This window comes from uncultured Streptococcus sp., assembly GCF_901875575.1.
GTDB lineage: Bacteria > Bacillota > Bacilli > Lactobacillales > Streptococcaceae > Streptococcus.
The window spans coordinates 1-21,600 of sequence record NZ_CABFMF010000008.1; the positions used below are offsets into that span (position 1 = coordinate 1).

Sequence of the window (21,600 nt, forward strand, 5' to 3'; positions counted from 1 at the left end):
AATGCCTTTGGTTTTCGGAACTTTGAAAACTTCAAAAAACGGATTTTTATCGCTCTTAACATCAAAAAAGAAAGGACAAATTTCGTCCTTTCTCGAGCTTAGCTTTTCTTCAACCCACTACAGTTGACAAAGAGTCATAAAACACCCCAAAAGTTAGACAAAACAAATCTAACTTTTGAGGTGCAGTTCATTCAGATAGAGTTCCTTTTTATTTATTAGTTTGGATAAATGTAACTAACAACTCCTGGGTAAGATGCTGGATTGAACCAACCACGATAATTTCCGATTGATCTATTACCAGCGTAGTTTGATTCTGAAACTTGAATACGCGTTGTTGATTCAACAGCTGTTACAACCGCTACGTGTCCATAACCGCCATCATTCCAACATACAATTGCGCCAACTTGAGGTGTTGAACCTGTACGGAATCCCGCCGCTGCTGCACTTGTAGCCCACTGCGCTCCATTACCCCAGTAATCTCCTGCCCAAGGTGCTAAAGTTTTAGCTCCCCAAGTACATTCCCCAATAGGATAACTTGAAGCATTTGTATTATATGTTGGGGTAGCTTTCGCTTGAAGAGGTGTAGATGCAGTTGAAGAAGCTTCTGCCGCTGCTGTAGATGATGAAACTGCCTGTATCTGAGCGTTTAAATTAGTATTTGCTGAAGCAAGAATAGATTGTTGTTGAGCTGCTTGCTTTTCTTTGTATGCCGCTTCAGCCGCCGCTGCTGCACGTGCTGCTACTTCTGCTGCTGCTTTTTGTTGCAACAAACTTGCCTTTTCTCCTTCAGCAGTTGCTTTCTCAGCAGCAAGATTCAATTCTGCAGCTTTAAGTTCAGCTTGCTTAGTTGTCAATGCTTGAGCATCATCAGCTAATTTTTGTTGGTTTGCGATAACTGTATTAATAGCATCGTTATTTGCAATTTGTTTTTCAGAGATAGCTTTTTTATCTGCTTTTTGTTGTTCTAGCATTTTATTGTTAGCAGATACAATTTCACTCATTGCAGCAACACGTGAAATAGCCTCCGTAATTGATTTTGAATTTACAATTGTATTGATGTAGCTAGTTGCAGCTCCACTTGTTTGAGCGCTACGAGCTTGTTTTTCTAACGAACCATTGCGAGACACAATGTTTTTAGACAATTCTGTAATTTCTCCCTCAAGTTTTTTAGATTCTTCCTGTAATCTATCATTTTCAGACTGTAAGTTAGATTGCTCTGCTTGAATAGCAGAAACTTGCTCCTGAATCTGGCTAACTTGTTTTTGGGCCGCTTGTTGTTGTGCTGTTAACGTGCTAATTTTATTATCATTAGCCGCAATTTTTTTATCAATATTTTCTGCGTTCACAGTATTCAAAACTGCAACTTGTGAAACCAATACTGTACTCAATAAAAGCGACGCTAAAATTTTTTTCTTCATATTATGTAGGTACTCCTTCTTTTAAAGACAATACTAGTATACCAAAAAAAGGCTTAATGAATATTACGCCTTTGTTACATTTTTATTTCTTTCTTATAGATAATATTTTTCAAAAATAAACTGGAAGATAAACATCCATATAAAATTTAAAATCATCGATGGTACCAAGCTATAAACTATAAAAATTGCTAAATTATCTACAGTGATTCCTACAACAAGAGCAATAAGATAAGTTCCCATATCAAATAGAAAACTCATTACAATAATAGCTAAGATTCTTGTCCAACGATTCATCAAAATAATACTGTTCAATTTATATATAGATACTCCTAGCAAGACAAATAAAAGAGTTGCTATCCCTATTAAGTGAAAAAAGTAAATATCATAAACTAAACCGACTGTAAAACAATAAAGCAAATAGAAATACTCTGATACTTCAATCGTTTCAAACATGAGGAATAAGAATAGAAAATGACTGCTTAAATGAACATAGGGAAAGAAAGAACCTACTACTTGACTAAGGTGAGCATCGATTAAAACAATTAAAGGAAGCAATAAGAAAATACCAACATGTTTTAACTGTCTCATTAAGAATTCCCCACTAATTCTACCGCATATAAATCCTTGATATTAGCTGTTAATTTGACAGTTACTTCTCGTGTCAAATAGTCATTACTATGTGTTGTAGAAACCACATCTCCAACAGGAATATCTTTGACATTAAAGTTCCCTAAACCACCTGTTGTGACCTTATCACCCACACTAATATCAGTGTTGCTATTTAACTGACTAATTTTAAGAACGTCATTTTCCTTATCATAACCAATAATAATTCCATAAATCACGTCAGAACCATGTTGAATTTTAACCGAAATCTTATCAGCATTTTCTGTATTTGTTAAAAGGTTAACAACTGTGGAGTTATCTTCTACTTTTGAAACACTACCAATCAAACCACCATTTGCAATGACTAGCATATTTTCAGAAACCCCTTTTAAACGACCTGCATCCAGCGTTAATTCCTGTTGCCAAGATACTGGGGAGCGCATAATGACATCTGTTGCCAAGATTTTAGTAGCTTGTAACTTTGATTTCATATCCAACAGCTGACGTAATTGTTCATTTTGTTTTTTTAAACTCTCGGCCTCATTTGATTTAACTTCTAACTGGTAGATTTGTTTTTTTAGATTCTCATTTTCATTATAGGTACGTGTTAAGTGGCTTAAGTCCGATTTCATAGAATGAAACCATTGAAAAGGTTTTTGAATAACCCTATCAACCAATGAAATCCCATCTCCTACTTTTGTAACAACTGTACTTGAGTACGTCGTCGCTAAAAGTGCCGACACAATCAAAACAGTGACAAAAACAATAATTACATATTTTGATGTTTTAAAACGATTCATACTCCTACCTTTATGTTAAAAATTGTTACTTTAAATTTTAATAAATTCTTAGAATTTACTACGATTTTAATAAGAATAAGCAAAAACCAAGCACTAGAATGACAAAAATTGTTAGCGTGTCCTTGAGACTCCATTTTAATTGTCGATATTGACTTCTACCTTTTCCTCCCTGATAACCACGCGCCTCCATAGCAATCGCTAATGAATCTGCTCTTTTTAAACTAGTTGCAAATAAAGGAATCAAAATAGGAATCAATGCCTTCACTTTTTGAACAATACTTCCTTCATCAAAATCAACTCCACGCGCTTTCTGAGCATTCATAATCCTTGTCGTATCATCCATCAAGGTTGGTACAAAACGCAAACTCATTGATAGCATCAAGCCAATTTCATGAACAGGAACTTTCACTTTCTTTAAAGGCGATAATAATCCTTCAACCGCTGATGCTAAACTCAAAGGCATAGTCGTTAATGTTAATAAAGTTGAAAAGAAAATTATCAAGATAAAGCGACAAAAAATAATCCCAGCTTGTTGCAGAGCGTAATCAGTGATTCTCACAAACCAAAACTCAAATATAACATTCCCACTTGAAATGAAAAAGAATTGAAAAAGGGTCGTAAAGGCGATAAAAAAGAACATAGACTTCAATCCCTGAATAAAGAATGAAATCGATACACCTGACAAAGCGATAAAAATGCCTGTCGCAATGAAAAGAATCAAATTGGTGATAGAGTTATTGGCCCAAAAAACAATCAAAATCAATAACATCATCGACAATAATTTACTACGCGGATCCAATCGGTGAACAATCGAATCTCCAGGTATATAACGCCCCAAAATCATACTATCCATCTAACGACTCCTTAAATTCATCTATCCTAATTGGTAGTTTTTTAAAGGATACACCTCTATCAGCCAATCGTTTACAAAAAGCTGTTATTTTAGGGACACCCAACTGTACTGTTTCCATAAATGCAACGTCCTGAAAAACGTCACTCGGCTGACCACTTTTAACCAACTGTCCCTTTTGCATGATAAATACTTGATCTGCATATTCAGCTACATCGTCCATCAAATGCGTTACCAAGACAATGGTTATTCCTGATAAATGCAACTGTTTAAACAAGCTCATCAATTCTTTTCTTCCAAGAGGATCCAAGCCTGCCGTTGGTTCATCCAGAACTAAGATTGCAGGCTCCATTGCAAGTATCCCCGCGATAGCAACACGCCTCATTTGACCACCAGAAAGTTCAAACGGACTACGTTCAAATAAGGATTCGTCAATTCCGACCATGCCCAATTTTTCTCGCGCAATCTTCTCTGCCTCTTCTTCCGAAACTCCAAAATTTTTCGGTCCAAAAGCCACATCTTTCAAAACAGTTTCTTCAAAAAGCTGATTTTCTGCAAATTGAAATACTAATCCAACTTGTTTACGTATCTGACGAATGTCTTTATTCTTAGAATTTGCAGTGATGAGTGTATCAAAAACTTGGATACTTCCTTGACTTGGGATCAATAAACCATTTAAAAGTTGTAAAATCGTTGATTTTCCGCTTCCTGTATGTCCAATTAGAGCAGTATACGAACCATCTTCAATCGTCAAAGAAATATCAGACAAAGCTGTTGAAGCCAAGGGAGTCCCCTCTTGATACGTATAACTCACATTTTCTAGAGCAATTCCCATAGCTTGTCCTCTAGCTCACTTTCTGTCAAATAATGTTCAGGTAAATCATAACCACTCTGGCTTAAAAAATGTTTCAACTGATTTGCAAAAGGATCATCCAATCCGATTTTATCTAAATCATTTCTAGAAAAAAGTTCCCTGGGACTACTAGTTGATTCAATAATCCCTTTTTTCATTACCAATACACGATCACTCATAGCAACTTCTTCTAAATCATGTGTAATGGAAATGACTGTCATGTCGTAGTCTTTTCTAATTCCTTGAACTGTTTCAATCAGTTCTCTACGTCCCTCAGGATCTAACATACTGGTTGCTTCGTCTAGGATTAATATAGCTGGCCTTTGAGCCACAACTCCAGCAATAGCTACACGTTGCTTTTGACCACCTGATAGACGTGCCGGCTCTTTCTTTTTAAAGTCCGACATGCCAACCAAATTCAGAGCTTCCTCTACTCTTTCCTTCATTTCTTGACGAGAAATTCCCTGATTTTCCAAACCAAAAGCAACATCATCCTCAACAGTTGCTCCAACAAATTGATTATCAGGATTTTGAAATACCATACCAATCTGACGGCGTAAATCCCAAATATTTTCTTCTGTTAATTGTTGTCCATCGATTAGAATTTCTCCAGACTCCGCTTCAAGCAAACCATCAATTAATCGGACAGTCGTTGATTTACCGCTACCGTTATGCCCTACGATAGAAATCCATTCTCCACGTTTCACGTGAAACGTAATATCTTTCAAATTATAGTATTCTTGACTTTCTTTATAACGAAAAGAAAGATTTTTTACATCAATAATCGATTTCATTTCGAACCAAATGTCCCTTTAAAAACATGCGCACTACCCTTAAAATAATCATAGCCAGAATAGATAGTGAAAAACAAAGCTATATAAAGTAAAACTTGGCCAATCAAGGTCCAATGTAGTAATAAGAAAATAATAGCAAACATCTGACTAAAAGTCTTAATTTTACCTGGCATCGCTGCCGCAAGAACTGTTCCCCCAGTTTCTACTAGTAATAATCTTAAACCTGTTACAGCAAGTTCACGACAGACAATCACTGAAACAATCCAAGCAGGTGCCATCTCTAGCTCTATTAGCATAATAAAAGCCGACATAACTAGTAACTTATCCGCCATCGGATCCGCAAATTTCCCAAAATTACTAACCACATTCCACTTACGGGCTAGATAGCCATCTAGATAGTCTGTGATACTAGCAATCGCAAAAATTATCGCTGCTATCATATGACTCCCCGTCGATTTTCCTACAGTTAAAATAAGGATGAAGATAGGGATAAATAGGATACGACCTATTGTTAAAAGATTTGGAATTTGTTCTTTTTTCATTCGTTTTTCCTTAATTTTTAGTGAAATTGATAGAAATCGTTCCAGTCGGAGTTGTTAATTTAGATAAATCAACTGTCTGATTATCTATAGTCAAAACAACACCTTTTACAACACCTAAAGTCACTGTCACTGGATTTTTAGTTGAAACTGTCGTTTGGCTACTTTTATTGTTTGGCGATAAAGTTACACCGCCTGCAAGCTCACTATCTGACACACTTACCCAACTTCTTCCATCTGAAACTGCCAATTGTATTTTAGCTGTTTCCTGATTTGTTTTATAGACCACCTCCACATTATTTCCTACTCCTGAAATGCTTAGAGCTGACTCCATACTAGAAGAACTAGAGTTTACACTACTACTTGAGTATTGAATCACCGAGCTAGTCGAGCTTGTTTCTTGTACCACACTATAACTAGAATAGGAAGTAGGATCCGGTTGGGTTTGAATATAATTCCAAACATAATATGTTACAAAGATTAAAATCGATAGTGCAAAGAGGATAAAATAAAACAATGGTAAAAATGATGCTCTATTTTGCTTGCTTTTTTGTCTACGACCTGAAAAGTCATCATCAATATCTACTTCATCATAAATAATCATGTTCCCAGAGTCATAAGCATCCAAAACTATTCCTTCATCCAATTCAACTGCCCAAGCATATTTACGCAAGAAAGATCGTGCATAAAAAGGAGTAGGAAGCTTATCAAAATCATCTGTTTCCATAGCTTCTAACATATCTAACTGGATTGCTGTCTTTTTCTGTAACTCATCTAAACTTAGCCCCTGATTTATTCTAGCTAAACGTAAAACCTCACCAATCGTTTTTTTTCTCATACTTAACATTCTTTCTTTCTGGTTTTTACATTACTTTTATATTGGGAAAATTGTAAAATCAACGATATCCCCATCATCTATTAAGTGATGTCCCGCTTCAATAACATCTTCTAAAGTGATTTCTTGTAAAATTTTTGGCAAATCAAAAATTGTTTCACCTTTGTCAAAAACATCATACTGTGTCGCAATAAATTCCAAAGAATTCAGGCTACTGAAAAATTCTCCATACATCTCTCTTTTAATAATGTCCAAATGTTCTTCTGTAATATCCGAATCCTTTGTAAAATTACAAATAGCTTTCCTAAACTGGTGTGATAAGGAAACTGGCTCTTTCGTATCCATTGTCAACATGACAAAATGAAAACGATCTGTCACTTCAACTTCAAGCGATAAAGAAGCGTCTATCTTGCCTGATTCGTATAAGTTCTGAAAACGATTTGAGGTCCAACCAAACATCATTGCAAACAATATTTTTAATAAAATATGGTATCGATAGCAATTTTCTTCAAAAATTTCTTGCTTACCCCTAATTCCAATGGCAAGTTTCGGAGAAGACACTTCCATTCTCACACTATCTGTTCGCTTCACATCTTGTAACACAATTTTTTCTCTTGTTATCTCTTCCAAACTCACATCTTGTATGTTTTTTCTTTGAAAGTAATCTTTTATTTGTTCAACATCAAAGTTACCAACTAAGAACAAGGACATATTGGCGGGTTTGTAAAACCTTATGAAATTTTCTTGTAAGTTATCGGTATTAATTTGAAAAATAGACTCTTCACTACCAACTATATCTGTAGCTAAAGAGGTTCCTGGATATAAATTAGCTAAAGTTAAAAAGAATAGGCACGAATCTGGATCATCTTGATACATCTCTCGTTCTTGCTGTATAATATCTTGCTCTCTAAGTATAGAATCTTCTGTAAAATAAGCGGTCGTAACCAATTCTTCAAGTAAATCTAAATTCTCTAGTAAATAATCCGTAGCTGAAAAAAGATAGTTAGTTTTAGTAAAACTTGTAAAAGCATTACTATCTGCTCCTAGTAGCGTAAACGCTGCCATTATATCACTAGAATCTTCCCTCTCAAACAGTTTATGTTCAAGAAAATGAGCAATCCCCGCAGGATATCTTTTTACAACACTGTCAACAATTTTAACAAGCGTATCTATAGAACCAAATCTAACAGTTACACTCCCGTAAACCTCGTTAAATTCTTTTTTTGGTAAAAGAGATACTGTCAGTCCATTTGACAAACGTGTTCGATAAACCCTTTCTTTTACAGCTGGATAGTATTTTTCTTCAAAAATAATCCTTGTCATTCTATACCTTCCATAAAGTAAATCGCTTGTAATTTAACATTACTAGCAGCTTTACAAATAGCTTCCTTGTCAATTTTATCTAGCCTTTCAATCCAACTTTCAATATCTTCAGAAGATTTTCCAAGTATAGCATTTTGATAGGCTATTTCAATGAGCGAACTCTGACTATCTTGAGAAATCAATAAAGATCTACGAATCATCTCTTTAGTCTGCTCTATTTCAATATCAGTAAAGTAACCTTTTTTTAAATCAAGCAATTGGTTATTCATCATCTTGCGAACCTGATTACGATTTTCTCGATCTATACCCGCATATATTCTCAAAAATCCACTAAATAAATCTAACTGGCTTGAAATAGTATAAGCTAATCCAGCTTTCTCACGGACATTTGAGAATAATTTAGAATGAGCAAATTCTCCCAATAAACCATTCATAACAATCATGGGTAAATGCTGCTCATCACCATATTCAACAGAACAATGGTAACCCAATTCCAAAATGGATTGTCCCACATTTTTTCTAACCATACTTTCTTGCAGTATATTTGAGTAGGGTTGTTGATACTGAACCCTAACATCTCCTTTACGATCCTTAAAATGGAAAGATTCTAATAATGTTTGAACTTCAACCTCATTAAAATCACCTAAAAAAAAGAAATCTATTCGATCATTAGCTAAAAAGTTTTGAAAACAGGCGTAAGAACTTTGAGGTGTTTCCTTTAAAATACGATCTCTTAAAAATTTATATTCTAGCTGAAGACGCTTATCATTAAAGAAAAGCTGGTCTAATTCTTTATGTGCCAAATAAAAAGAATCATCCATATCGGCTGCTAAAATTGCTAATAATTGCTTTTTTTCAATCTCAAATAAAACTGGTTCAAAGCCATCATCCAACAATAAAGGTGAAAACAGAATCTCTTTCACTAACTCTAGTACCTGCATTGTCAAGACATTTTTTCTACTCAAAAACTCGTCTCGAACATAAGTCAATGTCAAATCTACAATATGACTTTGACCTCTTCTATAACAATTAGTTGAGACATCTGTCCCATATAAACTAGCTAAATATCTTCTGAAATCTTGAGACTTATCATATTTCTGATTGGCAGTTTCTAACATACTCGCACTCAACATACGACCTGCAATCGTGTCAAGAGATAATGGAGCTGTAAAACGAATGCTTATTTTGTTCGTCTTAAACTTTTTTGATTGGATAAAATGTGTTGAAATTCCATGCACTAACTCCATGATTTACCTCCTTACATATAGACTTCTATTATATCACGAAAAACTGAAATTTTCTTGTTCTCTGTAACACTTTTGAAATAAAAATCGCTTACATTTCTCCCTGTTTCTCTCACTAATTTTAGGAAAATATGGTATAATACCAAAGATTGAGGTGAATTATGGAATACAAATTATTTGAAGAATTTATTACCCTCCAAGCACTGCTAAAAGAACTTGGAATTACACATAGCGGAGGAGCTATCAAATCATTTCTCTCTGAACATTCTGTTTACTTTAATGGGGAATTAGAGAGTCGTCGTGGTAAAAAACTTCGTATTGGCGATAAAGTTGACATCCCTGGTATGAATATTGACATCTTGTTGACACAACCTACTTCTGAGGAGCAAGATAAATACCAAGCTGATAAAGTTGAAAAAGAACGAATCGCTAAACTTGTTAAGGAGATGAATAAAGGAGTAAAAAAAGACAACTCTAAACCTACTTCATCGCCCAAAAGCAAACAAGCTCCACGATTCCCTGGTAGATAATCATGTGGCTACAACACCTATCTCTCAAGACTTTTCGTAACTACAAAGAGACGAAAATCGACTTTAATCCTAAATTAAATGTCTTTTTAGGACGCAATGCACAAGGTAAAACAAATATGTTAGAGGCTATCTATTTTTTAGCCTTAACACGCAGTCATCGAACTCGAACAGATAAAAATCTCATTCATTTTGATGAGGAACAACTTCATCTTTCAGGTCTTGTTCAGAAAAAAACGGGATCCGTTCCTCTAGAAATAGAACTAACACAAAAAGGGCGTGTGACAAAAGTTAATCATTTAAAACAGGCACGACTTTCAGACTATGTGGGCCATATGAATGTTATTTTATTTGCTCCTGAAGATTTACAACTCATTAAAGGATCTCCTTCAATTCGACGAAAATTCATTGATATGGAGCTTGGGCAAATTAAGCCAATCTATTTATCTGACTTAACAAATTATAACCATATCCTAAAACAAAGAAACACTTATCTAAAATCAACTCAAAAAATAGATGAAACCTTCCTTTCAGTACTAGATGATCAGCTAGTAGATTATGGATGTCGTGTGATGAATCACCGCTTAGATTTCATAAAAAAACTAGAACATTTTGGTCGTAAGAAACATTTTGAACTTTCTAATCAGGTTGAAGAGTTGTCAATATCCTATCAATCTTCTGTAAAGTTAACTGACAAAGAAGACTTATCAGAATCTTTCAAAATTGCTTTAGAAAAAAGTAGGTCCAGAGATTTATTTAAAAAGAATACTGGTGTTGGTCCTCATCGAGATGACATTTCTTTTTATATAAATGGGATGGATGCTAGTTTCGGGAGTCAAGGTCAACATCGTAGTCTCGTCCTATCGATAAAATTAGCAGAAATCGAATTAATGGAAAGCATTACTACAGAATCTCCGATATTACTGCTTGACGATGTTATGAGTGAACTTGACAACACTAGACAACTGAAATTATTAGAAACTATTTCTCAATCAATCCAAACCTTTATCACAACAACAAGCTTAGATCATCTTCAAAATCTACCAGAGAATCTCAGCATTTTCACTATAGAAGATGGTGAAATAACTGTCAACTAAAGTTTACAACAATCAAAAGAACCCCTGGACAACAGGAGTTCTTTTCAATTCTTTTTACATAGAATAGTTTGGTGCCTCATTCGTAATTTGCACATCATGAGGATGGCTTTCTTTCAAACCAGCACCAGACATTTCAATAAATTGAGCATTATCGTGTAGTTCTTTAAGGTTAGCTGCACCACAGTAACCCATACCAGAGCGAATACCACCAATCATTTGGAAGACAATATCAGCTGCCGCTCCTTTATAAGCAACACGACCTTCAATTCCTTCTGGAACGAGTTTGTTTGCTTCATTGACAGAACCTTGGAAGTAACGATCGCTTGAACCTTTCTTCATTGCAGCGATTGATCCCATACCACGGTAAGTCTTAAATTTACGTCCTTGGAAGATTTCAGTTTCACCTGGAGCTTCATCAGTTCCAGCAAACATAGATCCAAGCATAACAGCATTTCCTCCCGCAGCAAGAGCTTTTACAATGTCTCCAGAGTACTTGATTCCACCATCAGCAATGATAGTTTTTCCATATTCACGCGCAACAGCTGCAGCATCGTAGATAGCTGTTACTTGCGGAACACCCACACCAGCAATCACACGAGTAGTACAGATAGAACCTGGTCCAATACCGACTTTAACGACATCCACACCTGCATCATAAAGAGCACGCGCTCCTTCAGCTGTAGCAATATTACCTGCAATTAAAGTACGATCTGGGAAATGAGCGCGAATTTCAGCAATTTTACGAAGAACACCCGCAGAATGACCATGCGCTGTATCAATAACAATTGCATCTGCTCCTGCTTCAAAAAGAGCTTCTGCACGCTCAAACGTATCTGAAGTAACTCCAACTGCGCCTGCTACTAAAAGACGACCAAACTCATCTTTAGCAGCATTTGGAAACTCAATTACTTTTTCAATATCTTTAATAGTAATCAAACCAGAAAGACGACCCTCTTCATCAACTAAAGGAAGTTTTTCAATACGGTGCTCTTGAAGAATACTTTCAGCTATTGAAAGATCAGTTCCAACAGGGGCAGTAACAAGATTTTCACTGGTCATATGATTTGAGATAGGTTGATTATAATCTGAAATAAAACGAAGATCTCGGTTTGTTAAAATACCAACTAATTTACGATTTTCGAGTGTTTCAACCACGGGAACACCACTAATACGGTAACGTCCCATAAGCTCATCTGCTTCAGCAATGGTGTGCTCTGGCGTCAAGAAGAAAGGATCAATAATAACACCATTTTCAGAACGTTTTACTTTACGAACCTCATCTGCTTGCTGTGCAATTGACATATTTTTATGAATAACTCCGAGACCACCCGCACGAGCAATAGCAATTGCCATTTGACTTTCTGTTACTGTGTCCATTGCGGCTGTAATAATTGGGATATTTAAAGTCAAATTATCTGCCAATTTAGTTGTTAAATCCGCATCATTAGGTAACACATGACTTTCAGCTGGAATAAGCAATACATCATCAAAGGTAAAACCTTTTTTCAAAAATTTAGTGTCCCAATTAGACATTCGAAGTTTCCTCTTTTCTTTCTTTTTGAGCTTGACTTTTTTATATTGTATCTATCATACCATTCTATAAAAATTTGTCAAATATTACAGGATAAATAAAAACTATCTTTTCTAATATTGAAAAAATGATAGTTTCTTATAATATAAAATTAATTAAAATATTGAAGCCCCATTGCTCCCTTGACTTCAGATAATGTTTTTCCTGCAACTTCTCGTGCATGTTGACTACCTTTTTGGAGCATATTATAAACTTCCCCCATATCCTTGGCAAACTCAATACGGCGCTCACGAATCGGACCTAGTTCTCTTTCTAAAATTTCAAGTAGATAACGCTTGGTCTTCACATCACCAAGACCTCCTCGTTGATAGTGTTCTTTCATATCTGCTATTTCTTTAGCATCTTCAGGGCGACTAAAAACATCTAGGTAATGGAAAACCATATTCCCTTCGATTTTTCCTGGATCCTCAACTTTAACATGATTTGGATCTGTATACATGCTCATTACTTTCTTACGTAAAGTATCCGCATCATCAGCTAGATAAATACCATTATTGAGAGATTTAGACATTTTAGCATTCCCATCTAGACCAGGTAGACGACCTGCTCCCTCATTTTCTGGATAGATACCTTCAGGTTCCACCAATACATCACAATTATAAGCATGATTAAAAGAACGAACAATTTCTCGAGTCTGTTCAATCATTGGCTTTTGGTCTGTTCCTACAGGAACATAATTAGCCTTAAAAGCAGTAATATCAGCAGCTTGAGCTATTGGATAAACTAGGAAACCAGTTGGTATGCTTTCTCCAAATCCTTTTTGAGCAATCTCAGTTTTTACAGTAGGATTACGCTCCAAGCGAGCCAATGAAACCAAGTTCATGTAGTACATAGATAACTCAGCCAATTCTGGAATTTGGCTTTGAATAAAGATAGTTGATTTATTTGGATTCAATCCAACAGCAAGATAATCCAAAGCAACATTTCCGATAGACTCTACAATAGTTTGAGGGTCCTTAGCGTGATCTGTTAAAGCTTGTTGATCAGCCAAGAATACAAACATATCATACTTATTCTCTTCCTGTAACAATACTCTATTTTTGAGACTACCCACGTAATGTCCAATATGTAATTTACCTGTCGGACGGTCTCCTGTTAAAATAATAGGTTTAGTCATTTTCATTTCCTCCAATATGGTCTCTTCAATTATAGCATTTTTTTAATAAAATAACCGTAATTTATCAAAATAAATCAACCTTGCTATTTACAGATCTGTGTAAAGGATATTGTAAATCTAGTTTACAAAAAATTGACAGATAAAAATTTGAATATTTCTGTATTTTCTAGTAGAATAAATATATTACACATATAGGAGAAAAATATTGCTTACAGTATCTGATGTTTCACTACGTTTTAGTGATCGCAAACTTTTTGATGATGTCAATATCAAATTTACAGAAGGAAATACTTATGGATTAATCGGTGCTAATGGTGCCGGAAAATCAACCTTTTTAAAAATTTTAGCCGGAGATATCGAACCTACTACTGGTCATATTTCTCTTGGTCCAGATGAACGTCTCTCTGTTCTTCGTCAAAATCACTTTGACTATGAGGAAGAACGTGCTATTGATGTCGTTATCATGGGGAACGAAAAACTTTATAATATCATGAAAGAAAAAGATGCTATTTACATGAAGGAAGATTTTTCAGATGAAGACGGAGTTCGCGCTGCTGAGCTTGAAGGAGAATTCGCTGAACTTGGTGGTTGGGAAGCTGAGAGCGAAGCCTCTCAATTACTTCAAAACCTAAATATACCAGAAGAACTCCATTACCAGAATATGAGTGAATTAGCAAATGGTGAAAAAGTTAAAGTTCTCCTTGCCAAAGCACTTTTTGGTAAACCTGATGTTCTTCTCTTGGATGAGCCTACCAATGGTTTAGATATCCAGTCAATTACTTGGTTAGAAGATTTTTTGATTGACTTTGATAACACGGTTATCGTGGTGTCCCATGACCGTCACTTCTTAAATAAAGTATGTACACACATGGCCGATCTTGATTTTGGAAAAATCAAACTCTATGTTGGAAACTATGACTTCTGGAAAGAATCTTCAGAACTTGCTGCTAAATTGCTAGCAGACCGTAATGCTAAAGCAGAAGAAAAAATTAAACAATTGCAAGAATTCGTTGCTCGTTTCTCTGCAAATGCTTCTAAATCAAGACAAGCAACATCACGTAAGAAAATGCTTGATAAAATTGAACTTGAAGAAATTGTGCCATCTAGTCGTAAATATCCATTTATCAACTTTAAAGCGGAACGTGAAATTGGTAATGACCTCTTGACAGTAGAAAATCTAACTGTAAAGATTGATGGTGAGACTATTTTAGATAACATCAACTTTATCTTGCGTCCAGGTGATAAGACAGCACTTATTGGACAAAATGACATCCAAACGACTGCATTAATTCGTGCAATCATGGGGGACATTGACTATGAAGGTACTGTCAAGTGGGGAGTAACTACTAGCCGTTCTTACTTGCCAAAAGATAACTCGGCCGATTTTGCAGGGGGAGAATCGATTCTTGACTGGTTGCGTCAATTCGCAAGTAAAGAAGAAGATGATAACACATTCCTACGTGGTTTCCTCGGACGTATGCTTTTCTCTGGAGATGAAGTTAACAAACCTGTAAATGTCTTGTCAGGGGGAGAAAAAGTACGTGTCATGCTTTCAAAACTCATGCTCTTGAAATCAAATGTCCTCATACTTGATGATCCAACCAACCACTTGGACTTGGAATCTATCTCAAGTTTGAACGATGGATTGAAAAATTTTAAAGAGTCAATCATCTTTGCCAGCCATGACCACGAGTTTATTCAAACTTTGGCTAACCATATCATTGTCTTATCTAAAAATGGCGTCATCGATCGTATTGATGAAACCTATGATGAATTCCTAGAAAATGCAGAAGTACAAGCAAAAGTTAAAGAACTTTGGAAAGATTAAATAAAACTTCAAAACTCAGTTGGGTTAACCAGCTGAGTTTTCTAACATTTTATGAGGTAACATGAAATTATTTTTTAAAACATATTGGACCTATTTTGTTTCTTTCATTATTCCCATAATCATTATGATAGGAGTATATCTATCTCAAGGTATCTACTGGAATAGCGACAACTCTCCACTATTAGGAGATGGGTTTCATCAATACGTTATTTTTGATGTAACTTTACGAAATATCCTACATGGAAATGGTAGTCTGTTTTACACCTTTACAAGTGGCCTTGGATTGAATTTCTATGCCCTATCTAGTTATTACTTGGGTAGTTTCCTTTCACCACTAGTTTACTTTTTTGATCTAACTAATATGCCAGATGCTGTCTATCTGACAACTCTCTTAAAATTTGGATTGATTGGACTGTCAACTTACTTTAGTTTAAATAAATTATTTCAATCGATTCCTAAACCTTTAAAACTAGCTTTATCTACTTCCTATGCTCTGATGAGTTTCTCTGTCAGTCAGTTAGAGATAAAAACTTGGTTAGATGTCTTTATCTTGATTCCATTAATTATAACAGGTCTACACCTATTAATTACAGAAAATAAATGTCTTTTATACTTTACAAGTTTGTCAATCTTATTTATCCAAAATTATTATTTTGCTTATATGACAGCCTTATTTCTCTTTTTCTGGTATCTCTGTCAAATTTCTTGGAACTTTAAAATACGAAGATTGTCCTTTCTTGATTTCGTACTCACTTCCTTTTTAGCTGGATTGACTAGTTCAATCATGACTCTTCCTACTCTCTTAGATTTACGGACTCATGGAGAAAAATTAACAGCTATCACAAAATTTAAAACTGATGGTAGCTGGTATCTTGATGTGTTTGCTAAACAATTTATTGGATCTTTTGATACAACAAAATATGGATCAATTCCAATGATTTTTGTTGGTTTGTTTCCATTTATTTTAACAATCTTATTTTTCTCATTAAAATCAATTAAGTTTCACGTGAAACTTATCTATGGAATGTTCTTTACTATTTTAATAGCTAGTTTTTACATAGAGACACTTGATTTATTTTGGCAAGGGATGCATACTCCCAATATGTTTTTACATCGCTATGCTTGGATTTTTTCTACTCTGTTGATTTATACTGCAGCAGAAGTCTTAAATCGTCTGAAAGAAATTAAAATCTGGAATTTTTTAGTTTCGCTTTTTTTTGTGGTAACAGGATTTTTAGCTACCATCTATCTAAAATCGCATTATTCTTTTTTAACAGATTTGAATATTCTTCTTACTCTTGAATTTTTGGTTGTCTATTCTCTTTTACTCCTTGCAGTTATCAAAAAGTTTATCTCTGTAAATCTATTTGCCATTCTAATCTCTTTATTTATAATGCTTGAAATAAGTTTAAATGCTTCATCTCAAATGAACGGAATTGCTAAGGAATGGGGATTTGCTTCTCGAAGTGCATATAGTAGAGATATCCCAGCTATGGAATCTTTCTCAACATATATTGAGAACCAATTTACTCGTACTGAGAAACTAGAGACTCAGACAGGAAATGACAGTATGAAATTCAACTACAATGGAATCTCTCAATTTTCATCTGTTCGAAATCGTTCAGCAAGCTCTACTTTGGATAAACTTGGATTTAAATCCTCTGGAACCAATCTCAATCTCCGTTATGCTAATAATAGTATTTTAGCTGATAGTTTATTTGGTATCCAGTACAATATCTCAGAAAAACCTATTGATAAGTATGGTTTCCAAGATGTATATCAACAAGATAATCTTACCCTATATGAAAATCAATTCTCTCTTCCGATTGCCTTTGCTAGTCAATCTGTTTACAATGATGTCAAGTTCAAGGAACACACTTTGGATAATCAAGCCTCGTTTTTAAATCAACTTGCTAACGTCAATTTTGATTATTTTTCTCCAATCCCTTATGACAGAACAGAAAATACTACTGATTTGATTAGTGTCACAAGTTCTTTAAATGAGGATGTAGCAATCCAGTATCAAATTGAAGTACCAGAAAACAGCCAAGTTTATCTTTCTTTCACAAACCTTCACTTTTCTAATGATAAACAAAAGAAGGTTGACATTCTTGTCAACGGAGATAAGAAAACTTTTACAACTGATAATACCTTCTCCTTCTTTAATCTAGGCTATACAAAAGAGAAGAAAACTTTCAATATTCATGTTAGTTTCCCTGGAAATTCACAAGTATCATTTGAATCTCCTACCTTCTATCGTTTAGATACCCAAACTTTAACTGAGGCAATTCAAAAAATTAAAGAGCAACCTGTAACAGTATCAACTTCTAAAAACAAGGTCTTTGCTACATATGATGTCCAACAAGATACATCTATTTTTTTCACCATTCCTTATGACAAAGGTTGGTCTGCCTACCAAGATGGTAAGAAAATAGAAATTAAACAAGCTCAAACTGGATTTATGAAAGTTGATGTTCCCAAGGGGAAAGGAACTATTACACTTTCCTTCATTCCCAATGGGTTTGTTATTGGAGCAATCTGTTCCTTTACTTCTCTTTTACTATTTGGAATCTATAATCACAAACGAAAGTCATCTAAGACATAAAAAATCGACCAGTTGCTTGGTCGATTTTTTAATCTTCCTCCATTTTCTTAGGTTGATAGGCTAGCATACCTAAACCAATAAATAAAGCTAGTATCACAGCAAGGAAAATGACTTGATGATGAATATTTCCTGTCATAGAGATTGTTTGTCGTAATCCTGAAACTGAATAACTCATTGGTAGCCAGGGATTAATGGCTCTAAAGAAATCATTTGTCAAGGCAAGTGGATAAGTACCGGCACTTGATGCCAACTGTAATAAAAGCAAGATAAGAGAGAAGAAAGCTCCTATACGGCTATTCCACGTTGTTAAAGCAATCACCATGGACATGAATACTAAACTTGTTAAGATGATGAGAATAAATGTTCTCATTTCATGATTAGCAGTTAAACCAATAAGATGAACTCCTCCATATACCAAAATTCCTGCTAAAACAGCTATAATACCATTTATTTCAGCTCGAGATTTCAACCAAGCCCAACGGCTCTCCGGATGACGCCCTGAAGGCAACTTCGCAAAGATCATATTCGTTGATATTGCTGTAACAAAGAGAGCAACTGATATCATATAAGGAGCCATTGCAATTCCATTTACAGGAACTTGATCATTGTCTGTTTTTGAAAGATTGAGTGGATTTGACAAAATCTCTGCATTTTGAGATTCCGTAGATGCTGATTTGAGTTGATCACTAGCATTACTTAGTCCTTGTCCTAAAGAAGCAACTCCTGTCTGTAAACCTTCCAATCCAGAAGTTAACTTTGTTCCACCTTCTGCTAGTTTCCCAGCTCCATCTGCCAATTTATTAGCTCCACTTTCTAATTGAGAAGCACCTAAAATTAACTGACTGGATTTGTCAGCTAGTTGGCTAGAGCCTGACTGCAATTTATCAACTCCTGCTATCAATTCTTGACTCTTTTGATTCAATTGGTTAGAGCCAGTTGATAATTTTTCAATACCAGACACTAATTCTGGAGTTTTTTCAACTAATTGACCAACTCCTACTGTCAAGTTAGAAGATTTTTGTGTCAAGGTAGTTGAGCCTGAAACTAGTTGATCCAAACTACTTGTCAAGGTGACATTTTTTTCACTTAGTTGACTTGCGCCCTGAGAAACTTTATCAACACCTGCAGTATATGCGTTTACACCTGATGAAATCGATTGACTGGCAGGAACTAATTTGCTAGTAACAGCTCCTTGTATCTCTGTTAATCCACTTGACAATCCTGTCAAAGAAGTAGAAGCAAGCGGTAATACTTGATTAGCTTGATTTTTTAATGTCGAAATATTTGAAGATTGATTTTGTAAGTTTTCCAAGCTTCCCTGTAAACCTTGTACTAAAGCTATAATTGACTGAGCCGATTGAATACTATCAGTCGAATTTTGAGATACAGAAGCGCTTATCTCAGCTTGTTGCTCACTTGTCAATGATTGATAAGCTGCTGTCGATTGAATATTAGCTAATGTAGTCGCTTTATCAGACTGAGCACTTGCTAACATTTGATTAGAAAGAGATACTATACTTGATAAAATAGAATCTAAGTGTTTTGTATCTCCAACATCAATATTTTGAATAGCTTGATTTAACTGATTCAAACCAGAAGATAATTGAGCAATTTGATCTTTTTGCTCAGACGAAGCATCTAACTTACTAGAAAGTTGTTGAATTCCTTCACTTAATTGCTCCATACCCATTCGAAGTGTAGCTGATTGATTAGATAACTGATTAGCACCTGTTGCAAGACTTCCCACTCCATTAGTGTAGGAACTAACACCAGATGAAAATTGATTAAGACCAGCATTAAGCATAGAAACACCGTCAGTATAGGACTCTACACCAGTATATAACTGATTGATTCCCCTTACTAATTCAGGACTTTTAGAAGATAATTGACCTAATCCGCTATCTAATTGACTCACTGCACCAGTATATGTAACTAAACCACTATTAAAATTCCCTAAGCCAAGATGAAGTTGTTCAACACCAGAGACATAAGAGGATAATCCTTTAGTAAACTGCTCCGTTCCATTTGAAAATGTTAAACTTGAATATGCTAAAGAGTTTAGATTAGTAGTTAATGTTTGACTTCCTGCCACTAACTGATTCGCTCCATCAGTTAATTTTTCACTACCAGAAGCTGCTTGACTCATACCATCCTTTAAATCGACCATTTTATTGAATAAAGCTTTAGTATAGGTCTCGGTTACATTGGTTGAAACACTCTGCTTTAATTGTGTCATCGCAGAATCGCTCATCTTGCTGGCAATAAAGCTATGACCACTTGAAGTCTGATAATCAATTTGCATTTGCTCTGGATGATCCGTTAAAATAGAAGCTGCTTTTTCAGATAAATCACTGGGTAAAGTCACTACCATATAGTAATCGCCATTTTCTAAACCCTTCTTTCCTTCATCTTCATCCACGAAATGAAAATCCAAGGTTTTATTTTCTTTTAAATTGGACACCATGTCTTTTCCTATTGCCATAGTATTACCATTATAGGAAGCCTCTTTATCATTATTGACAACTGCCACAGGTAAGTCAGACACTTGACCATATGGATCCCACATTGAGGACAAAAATATGATATTGTACAGAGCTGGAATAAGAGAAATCCCTATCATGACAATAATAAAGGTTGGTTTTTTTTAAATTGCTTTCCATTCTTTAAACATAGTTCCTCCTTTTTTAAACATATTGTCTAAAATTTTGATATAATAGATTATACATTAAAAAATCTAAATTACAAGATAAAAAATCCATTTTTAGACATATAGTCTAATTTGTTTATAAGGAGGAAATATGAAAGAAAGTAATAAACGCTTAAAAACAAAGCGAACTATTGAAAATGCTATGGTACAGTTACTGATGGAACAACCATTTGATCAAATTTCTACTGTCAAGCTAGCAGAAAAAGCCAGAATTAGTCGTTCCAGCTTCTATACTCACTACAAGGATAAGTATAACATGATTGAGCACTATCAAAGCAAGCTATTCCATACATTTGAATATATTTTTCAAAAACATGCTCATCACAAAAGAGATGCTATTTTAGAAGTCTTTGAATATCTAGAATCAGAACCACTTCTGGCTGCTCTTCTTTCTGAAAATGGGACCAAAGAAATCCAAAATTTCTTACGAAATAAACTTCATATCATGCTCAGTACAGATTTACAAAAGCGATTTATGCAACTGAATCTCAATACCACTGAATTAGAATACAGTAGCATCTATCTAACTCACGCACTTTTTGGTGTCTGCCAAACTTGGATTGCACATGGAAAAAAAGAAAGTCCTAAAGAAATAACAGACTTCCTTATGAAGATGCTTGGTGATACAAATTGATACAAAAAGAGGAACACAGTTGTGTTCCCTTTTATCTATACTCCGCCAGTAGGACTCGAACCTACGACATCATGATTAACAGTCATGCGCTACTACCAACTGAGCTATGGCGGATAAAATAGTCCGTACGGGATTCGAACCCGTGTTACCGCCGTGAAAAGGCGGTGTCTTAACCCCTTGACCAACGGACCATCTATCTGTAGCAGATATAACCATTATATCAATTTCTTAC

Annotated in this window: 18 protein-coding genes and 2 tRNA genes; 5 read left to right on the forward strand and 15 right to left on the reverse strand. The window is 35.0% G+C overall.

Annotated features, from left to right (window positions below; genetic code table 11):
• Positions 1 to 215: 215 nt before the first annotated feature.
• From pcsB to QZ114_RS01815, 10 genes are all read right to left on the reverse strand, one after another.
• Positions 216 to 1,418 (reverse strand): peptidoglycan hydrolase PcsB, encoded by a 1,203-nt coding sequence (gene pcsB, locus QZ114_RS01770; RefSeq protein WP_295499089.1) that lies wholly within the window; start codon positions 1,416 to 1,418, stop codon positions 216 to 218.
• Positions 1,419 to 1,511: 93 nt separating this feature from the next.
• A complete protein-coding gene (gene mreD / locus QZ114_RS01775; RefSeq protein ID WP_295499092.1) occupies positions 1,512 to 2,006 on the reverse strand; it encodes a rod shape-determining protein MreD in 495 nt (164 codons plus the stop codon).
• Entirely contained in the window at positions 2,006 to 2,824 is an 819-nt protein-coding gene (mreC, locus tag QZ114_RS01780; protein ID WP_295499094.1) for a rod shape-determining protein MreC, read from the reverse strand. The genes mreD and mreC overlap by 1 nt, the downstream gene beginning before the upstream one ends.
• Positions 2,825 to 2,882: 58 nt before the next feature.
• A complete protein-coding gene (locus tag QZ114_RS01785) occupies positions 2,883 to 3,677 on the reverse strand; it encodes an energy-coupling factor transporter transmembrane protein EcfT (protein ID WP_295499096.1) in 795 nt (264 codons plus the stop codon).
• Positions 3,670 to 4,509: an energy-coupling factor transporter ATPase gene (locus tag QZ114_RS01790; protein ID WP_295499099.1), complete on the reverse strand. Its 840-nt coding sequence runs from the start codon at positions 4,507 to 4,509 to the stop codon at positions 3,670 to 3,672. The genes QZ114_RS01785 and QZ114_RS01790 overlap by 8 nt, the downstream gene beginning before the upstream one ends.
• On the reverse strand, positions 4,494 to 5,321 hold the full coding sequence (locus tag QZ114_RS01795) for an energy-coupling factor ABC transporter ATP-binding protein (RefSeq protein WP_295499102.1): 828 nt from the start codon (positions 5,319 to 5,321) through the stop codon (positions 4,494 to 4,496). Before QZ114_RS01795 ends, QZ114_RS01790 begins: the two co-directional genes overlap by 16 nt.
• Positions 5,318 to 5,863 (reverse strand): CDP-diacylglycerol--glycerol-3-phosphate 3-phosphatidyltransferase, encoded by a 546-nt coding sequence (gene pgsA, locus QZ114_RS01800; protein ID WP_295499105.1) that lies wholly within the window; start codon positions 5,861 to 5,863, stop codon positions 5,318 to 5,320. The genes QZ114_RS01795 and pgsA overlap by 4 nt, the downstream gene beginning before the upstream one ends.
• A gap of 10 nt (positions 5,864 to 5,873) precedes the next feature.
• Complete coding sequence (rodZ, locus tag QZ114_RS01805; protein WP_295499108.1) at positions 5,874 to 6,698, reverse strand: cytoskeleton protein RodZ; 825 nt, start codon at positions 6,696 to 6,698, stop codon at positions 5,874 to 5,876.
• 36 nt (positions 6,699 to 6,734) lie between these two features.
• The gene (locus tag QZ114_RS01810) at positions 6,735 to 8,018 is read right to left on the reverse strand and encodes an EF-P 5-aminopentanol modification-associated protein YfmH (RefSeq protein ID WP_295499111.1); all 1,284 of its coding nucleotides are present in this window, start codon (positions 8,016 to 8,018) and stop codon (positions 6,735 to 6,737) included.
• Positions 8,015 to 9,265, reverse strand: a complete 1,251-nt coding sequence (locus QZ114_RS01815; protein ID WP_295499114.1) for an EF-P 5-aminopentanol modification-associated protein YfmF — start codon at positions 9,263 to 9,265, stop codon at positions 8,015 to 8,017. Before QZ114_RS01815 ends, QZ114_RS01810 begins: the two co-directional genes overlap by 4 nt.
• 158 nt (positions 9,266 to 9,423) lie before the next feature.
• Here QZ114_RS01815 and yaaA point away from each other — a divergent pair, with 158 nt between their 5' ends.
• Positions 9,424 to 9,792 (forward strand): S4 domain-containing protein YaaA, encoded by a 369-nt coding sequence (yaaA, locus tag QZ114_RS01820; protein WP_295499117.1) that lies wholly within the window; start codon positions 9,424 to 9,426, stop codon positions 9,790 to 9,792.
• A gap of 2 nt (positions 9,793 to 9,794) precedes the next feature.
• Positions 9,795 to 10,886, forward strand: a complete 1,092-nt coding sequence (gene recF, locus QZ114_RS01825; protein ID WP_295499120.1) for a DNA replication/repair protein RecF — start codon at positions 9,795 to 9,797, stop codon at positions 10,884 to 10,886.
• A gap of 54 nt (positions 10,887 to 10,940) precedes the next feature.
• Here the strand turns inward: recF and guaB are convergent, their stop codons facing one another.
• Together guaB and trpS are read right to left on the reverse strand one after the other, a co-directional pair.
• Positions 10,941 to 12,419, reverse strand: coding sequence for an IMP dehydrogenase (gene guaB, locus QZ114_RS01830; protein ID WP_295499123.1), 1,479 nt, complete (start codon positions 12,417 to 12,419; stop codon positions 10,941 to 10,943).
• A 149-nt stretch (positions 12,420 to 12,568) separates the two neighbouring features.
• Positions 12,569 to 13,594, reverse strand: a complete 1,026-nt coding sequence (gene trpS, locus QZ114_RS01835) for a tryptophan--tRNA ligase (RefSeq protein ID WP_295499126.1) — start codon at positions 13,592 to 13,594, stop codon at positions 12,569 to 12,571.
• 205 nt (positions 13,595 to 13,799) lie between these two features.
• On the opposite strand from trpS, the gene QZ114_RS01840 reads away from it, so the two are divergent.
• Complete coding sequence (locus QZ114_RS01840) at positions 13,800 to 15,422, forward strand: ATP-binding cassette domain-containing protein (protein WP_295499128.1); 1,623 nt, start codon at positions 13,800 to 13,802, stop codon at positions 15,420 to 15,422.
• Positions 15,423 to 15,483: 61 nt separating this feature from the next.
• Positions 15,484 to 18,027, forward strand: a complete 2,544-nt coding sequence (locus QZ114_RS01845; protein WP_295499130.1) for a YfhO family protein — start codon at positions 15,484 to 15,486, stop codon at positions 18,025 to 18,027.
• A 28-nt stretch (positions 18,028 to 18,055) separates the two neighbouring features.
• Here QZ114_RS01845 and QZ114_RS01850 read toward each other — a convergent pair whose 3' ends face one another.
• Positions 18,056 to 20,656, reverse strand: coding sequence for a YhgE/Pip domain-containing protein (locus QZ114_RS01850; RefSeq protein ID WP_295499184.1), 2,601 nt, complete (start codon positions 20,654 to 20,656; stop codon positions 18,056 to 18,058).
• Between the two features lie 169 nt (positions 20,657 to 20,825).
• Between QZ114_RS01850 and QZ114_RS01855 the strand changes: the two genes are divergently transcribed.
• Complete coding sequence (locus tag QZ114_RS01855) at positions 20,826 to 21,368, forward strand: TetR/AcrR family transcriptional regulator (RefSeq protein ID WP_295499133.1); 543 nt, start codon at positions 20,826 to 20,828, stop codon at positions 21,366 to 21,368.
• Between the two features lie 40 nt (positions 21,369 to 21,408).
• Here QZ114_RS01855 and QZ114_RS01860 read toward each other — a convergent pair.
• Together QZ114_RS01860 and QZ114_RS01865 are read right to left on the reverse strand one after the other, a co-directional pair.
• Positions 21,409 to 21,482, reverse strand: a tRNA-Asn gene (locus QZ114_RS01860).
• Between the two features lie 5 nt (positions 21,483 to 21,487).
• A tRNA-Glu gene (locus tag QZ114_RS01865) sits at positions 21,488 to 21,559 on the reverse strand.
• Between the last annotated feature and the right edge of the window lie 41 nt (positions 21,560 to 21,600).